The organism is Streptomyces sp. NBC_00252 (genome assembly GCF_036187565.1).
Classification (GTDB): Bacteria; Actinomycetota; Actinomycetes; order Streptomycetales; family Streptomycetaceae; genus Streptomyces.
The window spans coordinates 8,907,640-8,920,390 of the sequence record NZ_CP108087.1; the positions used below are offsets into that span (position 1 = coordinate 8,907,640).

Here is a 12,751-nt window from a genome sequence, read left to right on the forward strand (position 1 = left end):
CGACCTAGCCTCGACTGAACACGTCTAGACAGGTAGGTCGACGATGGCGGACTCCTCCCAGACTTCCCAGTCCCGGCAGCTCCAGGTCGAGACGCATGGCCTCGACGTGATCGCCGACGCCGAGCGCAAAGGCACCCCAAGTACCCTGTTATGGCCCTGGTTTGGAGCAAATGTCTCCATTCTCGGCCTGAGCTACGGTGCCTTCGCGCTCGGCTTCGGGATCTCCTTCTGGCAGGCGCTCGTCGCCGGGGTCATCGGGATCGTCTTCTCCTTCCTGCTCTGCGGCTTCATCGCGGTCGCGGGCAAGCGCGGCTCCGCGCCGACGATGGTCCTCAGCCGCGCCGCCTACGGCGTGCGCGGCAACCGGCTGCCTTCGGTGATCTCCTGGGTCCTCACCGTCGGCTGGGAGACCGTCCTCACCTCCCTCGCGACGATGGCCACCGCGACCGTCTTCAGCAGGCTCGGCTGGGGCGGCGGCACCGAGACCAAGGTGGTCGCGCTGATCCTGGTCGGCGCGCTGACCGTCGTCGGCGGGGTCATGGGCTTCGACCTGATCATGCGGCTGCAGACGGTCATCACCGTGGTCACCGGCGTGCTCACGATCGTCTACATCGCGCTCGTCGCCGACCACATCCACTGGAGCACGGTGAGCGCCGTACCGGCGGGCTCCGCCCAGGAGTTCATCGGCGCGCTGGTGTTCATGATGACCGGCTTCGGCCTCGGCTGGGTCAACGCGGCGGCCGACTACTCCCGTTATCTGCCCAGGAGTTCGTCCGGCAGAGGCGTGATCGGCTGGACGACGTTCGGCGCCTCCGTGGCCCCGCTGTTCCTGCTGGTCTTCGGTCTGCTGCTCGCCGGTTCCTCCAGCACGCTGAACAAGGCGGTCGCCGCCGACCCGATCGGCGCGCTGACGACGATCCTGCCGACCTGGTTCCTGGTCCCGTTCGCCGTGGTCGCCGTCCTCGGCCTGGTCGGCGGCGCGGTCCTCGACATCTACTCCTCCGGCCTGGCCCTGCTCTCGGCGGGCCTGCGGGTGCCGCGCTATCTCGCCGCCCTCGTCGACGGCGTCCTGATGATCGCGGGCTCCGTCTACATCGTGTTCTTCGCCGACGACTTCCTCGGCCAGTTCATGGGCTTCCTCACCACGCTCGGCGTCCCCATCGCCGCCTGGTCCGGCATCATGCTCGCCGACCTCGCCCTGCGCCGCCGCGACTACGACGAGGGCGACCTCTTCCGCCCGCACGGCCGCTACGGCGACGTCCAGCCCACGCCCCTCCTGCTCACCCTCGCCGCCACCGCGATCGGCTGGGGCCTCGTCACCAACACGGCGGCCAGCTGGCTGAGTTGGCAGGGTTATCTGCTCGACCCGCTCGGTCTCGGCGGCAAGTCCGGCGCCTGGGCCTACGCCAACCTCGGCGTCCTGATCGCTCTCGCCCTCGGATTCCTCGGCACCCTCGCCCTCGGCCGCAACCGCGTCCGCCGCCAGGAGGAACAGGCCGCGAGCCCGGAGGCGGTGGCCGCCGTATGACCACCGCGACCGGTCACCTCGCCGTCATCGACATGCAGCGCGTCTTCGCCGAACCCGACAGCCCCTGGGCCACCCCCCGCTTCGCCGAGGCGGCGGCAGGCGTACGACGACTGCTGTCGGCCTTCGACGACCGCGTCACCTTCACCCGCTTCCTGGCCCCCGAGAAACCCGAGGGCGCCTGGCGCGCCTACTACGACGAATGGCCCTTCGCCCTCCAGCCACCGGACGCCCCGCTCTGGCGGCTGACCGACGAATTCGCCGCCCAGGCACGGCAGTTCGTGGACGCGCCCACCTTCGGCAAGTGGACCCCGGAACTCGCCGAACGCGTCGCCCCCTCAGGCCGACTCGTCCTCGCGGGTGTCAGCACCGACTGCTGTGTCCTGTCCACGGCCCTCGCCGCCGCCGACGCGGGCGCCGAGGTGCTGGTCGTCGCCGACGCCTGCGCGGGCGTGGACGACGACTCCCACGCCAAGGCCCTGCACGTCATGGACCTCTACCGTCCGCTGATCCGGGTGGTCACCGTCGCCGAGGCGGTCGGGGAGTCGTCATGACCGCCGTCCGCCTCAAACACCAGCGCATCACCGAGGTGCTCGCCAAGGAGATCCGCAGCGGCCACCGCCCCGCCGGTGAACAACTCCCCGGCGAACACGCCCTGGCGCAACGCTTCGGCGTCAGCCGTACGACCGTCCGCGCGGCCCTCGCCGAACTCGCCGAGGCGGGCCTGATCGCCACCCGCACCGGCAAGGGTTCCTACGTCCTCTTCGACGGCCGCCCCCTCGACGACCGCCTCGGCTGGGCCCACGCACTGGCCACCCAGGGCATCGACACCCGGGTGCGGACCCTCGCGGTGGACGCCCGGCAGGACGAGCGACTCGCGCGCCAACTCACTCTGAAAAACGCCGAGTTCGTATGCGTGGAACGGATACGCGAACTCGCCGCCGACGCGGTCGTCGTGTCGTACGAACGCAGCTTTCTGCCGCCCGTCCCCGGGGTGCGCGAGCTGCCCGCCCGGGGCCTCGCCGGGCAGTCGCTGACCGAGGTGATGCTGCGGGCCGGGCTGCGGCCCGACCACGGGGAGCAGCGGGTGAGCGGGCGGCGGATCGACGGGCGGGAGGCGGAGCTGCTGCGCCGCGAACCGGGTGACTGGTTCCTCGACACGCGGCGCACCAGCCGGGCGGCCGACGGCTCCTTCGTCGAACATGTCGTGAGCCTCCTCGACCCCGACCACTTCCAACTCACCCTCGAATTCGGCTGACCCGCACCCCGCACCGGAAAGCGCCCATGACCCTCCAGAGCCGCGCCACCGGAGCCCTCCACGGACTCGCCCTCGGAGACGCCCTCGGCATGCCCACCCAGATGCTGTCCCGCCCGGACATCACCGCTCGCTACGGCCCGTTCCTGACCGGCTTCCACCCGGCCGCCCCCGATCATCCCCTCGCCGCCGGGATGCCGGCCGGAGCCGTCACCGACGACACCGAACAGGCCCTGCTGCTGGCCGGGTTGCTCCTCGACGGCAAGGGCCGCGTCGACCCGGCGGAACTCGCCCGGCGCCTGGTCGCCTGGGAGGACGACATGCGCGCCCGCGGCTCGCTCGACCTCCTCGGACCGTCCACGAAGCGCGCGGTGGAACTCGTCCTCGCGGGCACCCCGGTCGACGAGGTGGGGCGCTACGGCACCACCAACGGCGCGGCGATGCGGATCGCCCCCGTGGGCATCGCGGTGCCGGTCGCGGAACCCGCCGTGCTGGTGGACCGGGTGGTGGAGGCCAGCAGCCTCACCCACAACAGTGGAGTCGCCCTCGCCGGCGCCGCCGCCGTGGCCGCCGCCGTGAGTGCGGGAGTTGACGGGGCGTCGGTTCCGGAAGCGGTCGAAGTGGCCGTGTCGGCGGCGCGGTTGGCGGCGGGGCGCGGGCACTGGGTGGCCGCCGCCGACGTCGCCGAGCGGATCGTCTGGGCGACCGGACTGGTGCGAGGCCTGACCGAGGCCCAAGTCTGCGAGCGGGTCTACGCGTTGGTCGGGACGAGCCTCGCCACGCAGGAGTCCGTGCCCGCCGCCTTCGCCGTCCTCGCCGCCTGCCCGGACGACCCCTGGCGGGCCGCCCTGCTCGCCGCGTCCGTCGGCGGCGACTGCGACACCATCGCCGCGATCGCAGGAGCCGTCGGCGGCGCCTGCCACGGCGTGGACGCCTTCCCGGCCGACGCGCGGGAGACCCTCGCACGCGTCAACCCGACACTCCAACTGGGCGCCACCGCAGCCGCGTTGCTCGAACTCAGGGCCCGGTCGTGAGCGCGAGACTGTGGCACCTCGGCAACGTCGTCGTCGACCTGGTCCTCGATGTCCCCGCCCTCCCCGAGCGCGGCGGCGACGTCCTCGCCACCCGCACCGAGCACACCCCGGGCGGCGGCTTCAACGTCATGGCCGCCGCCGCCCGCCAGGGACTCGCGGTCACCTACGCCGGAGCCCACGGCACCGGCCCCTTGGGTGACCGGGCGCGCGCCGCGCTGCACACCGAGGGCATCGACGTCCTGCTCGCACCGCGCACTGCGGAGGACACCGGGTTCGTGGTCTGCCTGGTGGACGCGGACGGCGAGCGCACCTTCGTCACCAGCCCGGGTGCGGAGACGACTCTGAGCAGCGCCGACCTGGCCGAACTCCGGCCCCGGGCGGGCGACTTGGTGTACGTCACCGGGTACAGCCTGCTCCACGACAGCAATCGCACCGCCCTGCTCGACCTCCTGCCCCGACTGGACCCGGCCGTCACGCTGGTCACCGACCCGGGGCCGCTGGTCCGCGAAATCCCCACGGGGGCCTTGGAGTTGCTGCTCGCCCGCTCCGACTGGTGGAGCTGCAACGCCCGCGAGGCCGCGCTGCTCACCGGCCTCGACGATCCGGCGGAGGCCGCCCGCGCGCTCCAATCCCGGCTGGGGCGCGGCTCGGTGCTCGTCCGTATCGGCCCCGAGGGGTGTCTCCTGCACCATGGCGGGCGGCTGGTCGCCGTGCCCGGGTTCGTCGTCGACGCCGTCGACCTCAACGGCGCCGGCGACGCGCACACCGGGGTGTTCATGGCCGCCCTGGCTCGGGGTGTGGACCCGGTGGCCGCCGCTCACCGGGCCAACGCGGGCGCCGCCCTGGCCGTCACCGCGTCGGGACCGGCGACGGCACCGGACGCGGCACGGCTGGACGCGTTCCTGAACTAGCTTGTTCTGTCGGTCAGTTGCCGTCCCGGCGGGAGACCTCGACGTTCTCCAGGATGCCGACCGCGTCCGGCACCAGGACGGCCGCCGAGAAGTAGGTGCTCACCAGGTAGGAGATGATCGCCTGTTCGTTGATGCCCATGAACCGTACGTTGAGGCCCGGTTCGAGCTCGTCCGGGATACCCGTCTGGTAGAGGCCGATCACGCCCTGGTCGTCCTCGCCGGTGCGCATTGCGATGATCGACGACGTACGGGACTCGCTGACCGGGATCTTGCCGCAGGGCAGCAGCGGCACCCCGCGCCAGGCGGGCAGATGGTGGCCGCCGACGTCGATGCCGCTGAAGTACACACCCCGCTTGTTGCACTCGCGGCCGAAGGCGGCGATCGCCTTCGGGTGGGCGAACAGATAGCGGGTGTCGCGCCGCATGCTGAGGAGTTCGTCCAGGTCGTCGGGGGTCGGCGGGCCGGAGTGGGTGGAGATCCGCTGGTCGTAGTCGGCGTTGTGCAGCAGGCCGAATTCCCGGTTGTTGACCAGCTCGTTCTCCTGCCGCTCGCGCAGGGCCTCGACGGTGAGGCGGAGTTGCTGCTGCGTCTGGTTCATCGGCTGGTTGTAGAGGTCGGTGACCCGGCTGTGCACCTTCAACACGGTCTGGGCGACGCTGAGTTCGTACTCGCGCGGGGCGAGGTCGTAGTCGACGAACGTGCCCGGCAGGTCCGGCTCGCCGACGTGTCCGGCGCTGAGGGCGATCGCCGCCTCGCCGAACGGGTTGACCGGGCCGTGCTCGTCCGCGCCGGCCGCCTCGACGTGCGCGCTCAGCTCCGGATGCCGTTCCGCGACGGCCTGGTACGCCGAGTGCGGGAGCGCCAGCACCGTGGTCGCCGTCGCCGCGCGGGCGGTGAACTCCCAGCTGTCGTCCGCGTCGTTGAGCACCTCGCCGCCGAAGGTGTCGCCGTCGGCGAGCAGCCCGGTGACCGCCTCGTCGCCGTAGGGACCCTCGCCGAGCAGCTCCACCTTGCCGTGCGCGATCAGGTACACCTGGTCGGCGGGGCGGCCCGCCTCCACGATCAACTGGCCCGGCGCGAACTCCCGTTGCTCGAACCGCTCGGCCAGCGCGTCCAGCGCGTCGGGGTCCGAGAAGCCGCGCAGCGCCGGCAGCTCGCTCAACTCGGCGGGGACGACCCGCACTTGTGCGCCGGTCTGCACGAACGTCACCCGTCCGTCGCCGCGCGTGTACGACAGCCGGCGGTTGACGCGATAGGTGCCGCCGGGCACGTTCACCCAGGGCAGCATGCGGGTCAGCCAGCGTGAACTGATGCCCTGCATCTGGGGTTCGGACTTGGTCGTGGTCGCCAGAGTGCGTGCCGCGGCGGTACCGAGGCTCTGTTGTTCCCGCTCCTCGGCGCCCGCCTCGGGCGCGGTACCGGTGTCGACCGACATGGTGCCTTCTCTCCTGTCGCACGGGTGACGGACGGCAGCCGTCCGTCACATTCCGTGCGTAGAGCTACCCGTCGCCGGTCACGACGAGTGATGACTTCGGACGGCGGTCGAGGCACATGCCAAGCGCACGTGCTCCCGCACCACCCCCGGATCACTCGGCCTCACCCGTTCGGCGGTATCCGACCCGGGGCGCCTCACAGGGTCTTGCCGGGGTTGAGGATGCCCCTGGGGTCGAACGCCTCCTTCAGCCGGCGCTGCAACGCGTGGGCGGTGGGCCCGAGTTCGTCCGCCACCCACTGCCGCTTCAGGACCCCCACGCCGTGCTCGCCGGTCAGCGTCCCGCCGAGGCGCAGCGCCAGCGCGAAGATCTCGCCGGCCGCCTCCCAGGCCGCGTCCGGCAGCCGGTCCAGGGTCGGATCGACCACGATGATCGGATGGAGGTTGCCGTCCGCGGCGTGCGCGAGCGTGTGGACCGGTACGTCGTGGCGGGCCGAGATGGCACGGATCTCGCGGACCGCCTCCGCGAGCCGGGAGCGCGGCACGGCGATGTCCTCGATCAGCGGCCGGCCCAGCCGCTCCAGCGCGGGCAGGGCGAGCCGCCGGGCCGCGAGCAGGGCCTCCGCCTCGACCGGGTCCGCCGTGGTCTCCACCGACGTGGCGAGCGGCGCGAGCACCCGCGCGACCTGTTCCGCCTCGGCCGCTGCGCCCGCCCCGTCGCACTGCACCAGCAGCAGCGCCGCCCCGCGCTCACCGAGCGCCGGATCGACGGCCCGCAGCACCGGCCCGTCGAGCAGCTCCGCGAGCGCGGGGACGATCCCGGCCCGCCCGATTGCGTACGACGCCTCGGCCGCCGCCTCGAACGAGTCGAAGTACGCGGCCAGCGTCGCCGTCGCCACCGGTACAGGCCGCAGCCGCAAGGTCGCCGACGTGATGACGGCGAGGGTGCCCTCGGAGCCGGTCAGCAGCGCGGTGAGGTCGTACCCGGTGACCCCCTTGACGGTACGGCGGCCGGTCGTGACCACCGTCCCGTCGGCGAGCACGGCCTCGAGGCCGAGCACGCTGTCCCGCGTCACCCCGTACTTCGCGCACCGCAGCCCGCCCGCGTTGGTCGCGATGTTCCCGCCGATCGTCGAGATCGCCGCACTCGCCGGATCGGGCGCGTACCGCAGGCCGTGCCCGGCCGCCGCCCGGTCCAACTCGGCGGTGATCACGCCCGGTTCGACCACGGCGAGCTGGTCGTCTGCCGACAGTTCGAGGATGCGGTTCATCCCCGACAGGTCCAGCACGAGGACGCCCTCGCCGGCCGACGCCCCGCCCGACAGACCGGTGCCCGCACCGCGCGGCACCACCGGCACCCCGAGCGCGTTCGCGTGCCGGAGCGTGACGGTCACGTCCTCGGTGCGCCGCGCGTGCACCACGGCGAGCGGCACACCTTCCGGGCGGGTGCCCGAACGGTCCGTGGTGTGTGCGGCCAACGTCCGCGGATCGGTGGCCAGTTGGTCCGGCGGCAGATCCCGGGCGAGCAGACCGAGGAGCCGTGCGGCGGCGGTGGGGGCGGTGGGGGGAGCTGTGGTCACCGGTTCCGTACCTTCACTGTGCGTGCCGACATGGGGTTCGTGAGGGTGTCCGTCAGGGGTTCAAGGCCTTCGTTCCGATCGCGAGCAGCGAGATGTCCTCCTGGGGCGCGTGCACGGGCGCGCACTGGATGTCCCGGAAGTGCCGCTCCAGCGGATTGCCGCGCGCGAGCCCGGGGTTGCCGAGCAGCCGCACGGCGAGCTCCACGGCCCGGACGCCGTGCCGGTCGGCCAACACCCGTGCCCCGAGGGCCTGTTCAGGCGTGTACGCGGAGTCGCCCGCGTCCACCCGGGCGGCCCCGCCGAACACCAGCTGCTCGGCGGCGGAGAGCAGCACCTCGATCTCCCCGGCGGTCCTGCGGAAGCGTTCCGTACGGGCCACCGGATGACCGAGGTTGACGGGCACGCGTGCGTGGGCGAACGTGTGGAAGAAGGACTGCGCCGCCCGAGCCACCCCCAAGTAGAGCGCGGCGAGGGGGAGATGGAGCGAGGCGCCCGCCCGGTTGTCCTGCTCGGCCTGCGCGCCGTACGGGCCGATCCCGATGACGTGCTCGTACGGGATCTCCACGTCCCGGAACATCACGTCGTGACTGCCGCTGGCCCGCAGCCCCAACTGGTCCCAGCGGCCGGTGATGTCGATGCCGGGGGAGCCGCCGGGCACCAGGAAGGTGCCGACGCGCGGCTCGGGCTCGTCCGTCGTGGCCCACACCAGGAACCAGTCCAGACCCTCGGCGCCGGTCACGAAGCGTTTGGTGCCGCTCAGTGACCAGCCGTCCGGGGTGCGCCGGGCGAGGGTGGAGGGGAGTCCGCCGCGTGCGGGGGAGCCCAACTCGGGTTCCACGCGGGCGTGGTTGACGAGCACCGGCCGCTCGAAGGACTCCTTGACCACCCGCGCGTACAGCTCCTCGGGCCAGTGCGGCTGCGCGGCCTGCCGGGCGTGGGTGTTGAGGGTCATCGCCGCGATCAGGGCGACGGACGGGTCGCCCTGCCCGATGCGGTGGAGGATGCGCGCGCTCTCCTCGACCCGGGCGCCCCGGCCGCCGTAGGACGCGCCGATGGTCGCGGTGAGCAGGCCCTCCTCGTGGGCGATGCGGAGGGAGTCGGCGGGGAAGGCGCCCGACTGGTCGTAGCCGGGGGCCAGTTCGGCGATGCGGGCGGTCACAGGGCCTTCTTCAGGTCGGCGGTGAGTTCGGTGGTCCAGAACGACGTCACGTCCAAGTGCTCCTTCAGCGCGCCGAGTTCGGTGAAGGCGTCGGCCACCTTCTGCTGCGAGGCGATCGCGTCGGCGCCCACCGTCCGTGCCTGCGAGGGACGTTGCTTCTGCCCGGCGACCAGGTCCGACTCGGCCTGCGCGAACGGCTGGTGGGTCGCCTCGGCGGTGACTTTCGCGAAGCCCGCCTCGTGACCGGCGCGGACGTAGGCGTACGCCTTGGAGATCCGGGCGATCAGGTCCGCCACGGCGGCCCGTTGCGCGGGGCTCTTGAGGACGCTGTCGCGGGCGGACCAGAGGAAGTTGCCGGACAGGATGTCCGCGCCGGAGCCGACCGTCGTCGCGCCTTGCTGGTGGGCGGTGGTGATCGATGTGCCGTAGGAGGCGAAGGCGTCGATGGAGCCGCCGTTCAGGGCCGCGAGGCCGTCGTTCGGGAGCAGCGGCTTGGCGTCGATGTCCGACCACTTCAACCCGGCCTGCTTCAGCAGCTCGTAGAGGAAGTAGTGGGCGGTGGTGTTCTGGACGTAGCCGACCTTCTTGCCCTTGAGGCCGGCGATGTCGGTCACCTTCGAGCCCTTGGGCACGATGACTTCCTGGTTGAGGGTCGAACCGCGTTGTACGGCGACGACCTTGAAGTTCGGTTTGCCGTCGGCGGCCGAGAAGAGGGGCGGGATCTCGCTGGAGTAGGCCACGTCGAGGGCTCCGGCGCGGATCGCCTGGAGCTGCTGGTCGCCGCCCTGGAAGAGGCTCCACTTCAGTTTGTACGGGGTGTCGTCGAGGTGGGCGTACTTGAGGACGGCCGAGCTGACCTTCCAGCCGGTGTCGCCGACGCGCAGGGTGACGGAGGAGACGTCGGACGAGGACTCGGCCGACGCGCTGCCCGAGCAGGCCGCGGCGAACGGCAGGAGCAGGACGAGGGCGGCGGCGGACGCGCGCAGGGTGTGGCGCAACAACACGGGGTCTCCATAAGGGGGTTCGCAATCAGAAGGTGACGGACGGGTCAGGCGGCGTGCGAGGCGGTGGCGCGGTGGGCGAGCTGCTGGCGGACCAGCGGCAGGACGTGCCGGGCGTAGTCGATCGCGTCGTTGAGCGGGTCGTAGCCGCGGATCGACAGGAGATCGCAGCCGATGTCGACGTAGTCGAGCAGCGCCTGCGCCACCGTCTCGGGCGTACCCACCAAGGCAGTTGACGCTCCCGCCGCGTTGGTGGCGACGGCGGGCGCGGTCCACAGGCAGCGGTCCTGGACCTCGCCGCGCTCGGCGATGTCGAGGAGGCGCTGCGAGCCGACGTTCGCCGGGCGGCCGGTGGTGCGGTAGTGGCGGAGCGACTCGGTGTTCCTCGCCTGGTCCTTGAGGACGCCGAGGGTGCGGTGCGCCTTCTCCCAGGCGAGTTCCTCGGTGGGCGCGATGATCGGCCGGAACGACACCCAGATCCGGGGGTGCGGGCGACCGGCGGCGTCCGCGACCGCGTTGACGGCGGCGATCTGCTCGGCCGTCTCCTTCAGCGGCTCGCCCCACAGCCCGAAGATGTCGCCCTGCTGCCCGCCGACCCGGTAGGCGTCCTGCGAGGAGCCGCCGACCGAGATCGGGACGAGTCCGTTCACCGGCTTCACGTCGGAGTAGTAGCCCTCGAACCGGAAGTGCCTGCCCTCGTGCGAGACCGGCCCCTCGGCCCGCCACACCTTCCGGAGGATCTGGATGTACTCGTCCGAACGCTCGTACCGCTCGGCCTTGTTGAGGTAGTCGCCCTCCCGGCGCTGCTCCTCGTCGCTGCCCCCGGAGATGATGTGCAGCGTCAGCCGGCCGTTGCTGATCTGATCCAGCGTGGCCAGAGCGCGAGCGGCATGCGTGGGGAAGATGACGCCGGGCCGGTGCGCGAGGATCGGGCGGACCCGCTCGGTGTGGGTGGCCACGAACTGGGCGACCTGGAAGGCGTCGGGCGAGGCCGAGTGGTAGGCGACCAGGGTGTGGTCGAAACCGCCGTCGTCCAACGCGCGGGCGTACTTGCGGAGATGGTCGACATCGAACCCGGTACGGCTCGCGGCGGCGGGGCCCGAGGCCCCGGCGTCGGTATGGACGGCGCTGATGAACTCGACAGGCATGAGCGAACTCCTAGGAAGGGAAGGTCACTTGAGCAGAGAGGTGTCGGTGGACTCGGCCACGTCGACGTTCGGGTCGAGGACCCCGATGCTGTTCATGAGGTCGGCGACCTGCTGGACGGTCGTGTTGACGTCCGAAGTGACCGGCAGCACCTGGCTGTAGGCGGCCGAGGCGAGGGTCTTGGCGACCGTGGCGTCGGCGCCGTTGCGCTGCTCGATGGCCTTCGCGTACGCGTCCTGGTGGGTGCTGGTCCACTTCAGCGCCGTGCTCAGTCGCTGGAGGAAGTCCGAAAGAGCCGTCTTTTTCGCCGAGTTGGCGAGGGCCTTCTCGGAGGCGTTGATGAAGCCGTAGCCGCTGACCCGGCCGTCCGCGCCGTCGACGAGGAGCTTGCCGCCCTGCTCCAGACCGACGGCCTGGTAGACGCCGAACGTCGCCCAGATCTTGATCTTCCCCGAGGCGAAGGCGGCCTGCGCGTCGGTCGGCAGCAGGTACTGCACCTTGACGTCCTTGTAGCTCAGCCCGTTCTGCTTCAGCACATTGGCCAGCAGGTACTCCGAGATGCTGCCCTTCGCCGAGGACACCACGACCTTCTGCCCCTTGAGGTCCTGCACGCTGTCGATGCCGGAGTCCTTGCGGACGACGATCCCGACATGCGTGCCGTCGTTCTTCAGGGCGGCCACGTTCTTGACCTTGACGCCACCACTGAGCGCCTGGAGCGCGGGCAGGTCGGCGGAGTACCCGGTGTCTGCGGCGTTCGCCTGCACGGCCTGGTAGAGCGGGGCCGCGCCCTCGAACTCGGCCCATTTCACCTTGTACTGGGCGCCCTTGAGCGCGTTCGACGCGGCGACGATCGTCTGGAGCGTCTTGGCCTGGTCGCCGATGGTGAGGGTGACCTGCCCGCCGGCGGAGGTGTCCGCCGAGGAGTCGGCACCGCAGGCGCTCAACGCCAGCAGGGCGGTCAGGCTCAGGGAGGCGGCGGCGATGCTGCGGATCACGAGGGGGTTCCTTCCAATGTACGGGTCACGCCGAGCCAGTTGAGGAGGCGGGCGCGCAGGGTCACGAACTCGGGGGCGGTCAGGTCACGGGGGCGGGGCAGATCGACGGTCACCTCGTGGGCGATACGGCCCTCGTCCATCACCAGGACCCGGTCGGCGAGCAGCAGCGCCTCCTCCACGTCATGGGTGACCAGGAGGATCGCGCACCCGTGCAGCCGCCACAGCTCGGCGACGAGCGCCTGCACCCTGCCCCGGGTCAGCGCGTCCAGCGCGCCGAACGGCTCGTCCAGCAAAAGGAGTTCGGGCTCCCGCACCAGCGCACGAGCAAGGGAGACCCGCTGCGCCTGCCCGCCGGACAGCGTCTTCGGCCAGACGGTCGCCCGCTCCGCGATGCCGACCTCGTCCAGCGCCTTCACCGCGAGCGCCCGGTCCGGCCGCCCGGGCAGCCCGAGCACGACATTGCGCCACACCTTCAACCAGGGCAGCAGCCTCGGTGATTGGAAGGCCGCGCTGCGCCGCGCGGGCACCGTCACCTCGCCGCCGATCTCGTCGTCGAGCCCGGCGAGGATCCGCAGCAGCGTCGACTTGCCGCAGCCGCTGTGCCCGAGCAGGGCCACGAACTCGCCCTCCCGGATGTCGAGATCGAGATCGTGCAGCACGGTGTTGCCGTCGAAGGCCCGCGAAAGCCCCCGTATCTCCACGGAGTTGGCCAT

Annotated in this window: 12 protein-coding genes; 5 read left to right on the forward strand and 7 right to left on the reverse strand. The window is 71.7% G+C overall.

All coding sequences use genetic code 11. The features are described 5' to 3' along the window. The first annotated feature begins 43 nt into the window (after positions 1 to 43). Genes OHT77_RS39565 through OHT77_RS39585 form a run of 5 tightly spaced genes read left to right on the forward strand, consistent with a single transcriptional unit; the run spans position 44 to position 4,725 of the window. Positions 44 to 1,528, forward strand: a complete 1,485-nt coding sequence (locus OHT77_RS39565) for a purine-cytosine permease family protein (RefSeq protein WP_328833166.1) — start codon at positions 44 to 46, stop codon at positions 1,526 to 1,528. Beyond that, positions 1,525 to 2,079 carry a cysteine hydrolase family protein gene (locus OHT77_RS39570; protein WP_328833167.1) on the forward strand — a complete coding sequence of 185 codons (555 nt, stop codon included), beginning with the start codon at positions 1,525 to 1,527 and terminating at the stop codon, positions 2,077 to 2,079. The genes OHT77_RS39565 and OHT77_RS39570 overlap by 4 nt, the downstream gene beginning before the upstream one ends. Then, the gene (locus tag OHT77_RS39575; protein ID WP_328833168.1) at positions 2,076 to 2,783 is read left to right on the forward strand and encodes a GntR family transcriptional regulator; all 708 of its coding nucleotides are present in this window, start codon (positions 2,076 to 2,078) and stop codon (positions 2,781 to 2,783) included. Before OHT77_RS39570 ends, OHT77_RS39575 begins: the two co-directional genes overlap by 4 nt. Positions 2,784 to 2,809: 26 nt before the next feature. Continuing rightward, complete coding sequence (locus tag OHT77_RS39580) at positions 2,810 to 3,814, forward strand: ADP-ribosylglycohydrolase family protein (protein WP_328833169.1); 1,005 nt, start codon at positions 2,810 to 2,812, stop codon at positions 3,812 to 3,814. Further along, positions 3,811 to 4,725, forward strand: coding sequence for a PfkB family carbohydrate kinase (locus tag OHT77_RS39585; protein WP_328833170.1), 915 nt, complete (start codon positions 3,811 to 3,813; stop codon positions 4,723 to 4,725). The genes OHT77_RS39580 and OHT77_RS39585 overlap by 4 nt, the downstream gene beginning before the upstream one ends. Positions 4,726 to 4,738: 13 nt before the next feature. On the opposite strand, the gene OHT77_RS39590 is transcribed toward OHT77_RS39585, so the two are convergent. The 7 genes from OHT77_RS39590 to OHT77_RS39620 all read right to left on the reverse strand — a co-directional run bounded on the left by OHT77_RS39590 (position 4,739) and on the right by OHT77_RS39620 (position 12,751). After that, positions 4,739 to 6,160: a family 2B encapsulin nanocompartment shell protein gene (locus OHT77_RS39590; protein WP_328833171.1), complete on the reverse strand. Its 1,422-nt coding sequence runs from the start codon at positions 6,158 to 6,160 to the stop codon at positions 4,739 to 4,741. A gap of 194 nt (positions 6,161 to 6,354) precedes the next feature. Then, positions 6,355 to 7,737: an FAD-binding oxidoreductase gene (locus OHT77_RS39595; RefSeq protein ID WP_328833172.1), complete on the reverse strand. Its 1,383-nt coding sequence runs from the start codon at positions 7,735 to 7,737 to the stop codon at positions 6,355 to 6,357. Positions 7,738 to 7,789: 52 nt separating this feature from the next. Then, entirely contained in the window at positions 7,790 to 8,896 is a 1,107-nt protein-coding gene (locus OHT77_RS39600; protein ID WP_328833173.1) for an acyl-CoA dehydrogenase family protein, read from the reverse strand. Next, positions 8,893 to 9,900 carry an ABC transporter substrate-binding protein gene (locus tag OHT77_RS39605; RefSeq protein ID WP_328833174.1) on the reverse strand — a complete coding sequence of 336 codons (1,008 nt, stop codon included), beginning with the start codon at positions 9,898 to 9,900 and terminating at the stop codon, positions 8,893 to 8,895. Before OHT77_RS39605 ends, OHT77_RS39600 begins: the two co-directional genes overlap by 4 nt. 44 nt (positions 9,901 to 9,944) lie before the next feature. Continuing rightward, the gene (locus OHT77_RS39610) at positions 9,945 to 11,045 is read right to left on the reverse strand and encodes an LLM class flavin-dependent oxidoreductase (protein ID WP_328833175.1); all 1,101 of its coding nucleotides are present in this window, start codon (positions 11,043 to 11,045) and stop codon (positions 9,945 to 9,947) included. 24 nt (positions 11,046 to 11,069) lie between these two features. Next, positions 11,070 to 12,038 (reverse strand): ABC transporter substrate-binding protein, encoded by a 969-nt coding sequence (locus tag OHT77_RS39615; protein WP_328833176.1) that lies wholly within the window; start codon positions 12,036 to 12,038, stop codon positions 11,070 to 11,072. Beyond that, positions 12,035 to 12,751, reverse strand: a complete 717-nt coding sequence (locus OHT77_RS39620; RefSeq protein ID WP_328833177.1) for an ABC transporter ATP-binding protein — start codon at positions 12,749 to 12,751, stop codon at positions 12,035 to 12,037. The genes OHT77_RS39615 and OHT77_RS39620 overlap by 4 nt, the downstream gene beginning before the upstream one ends.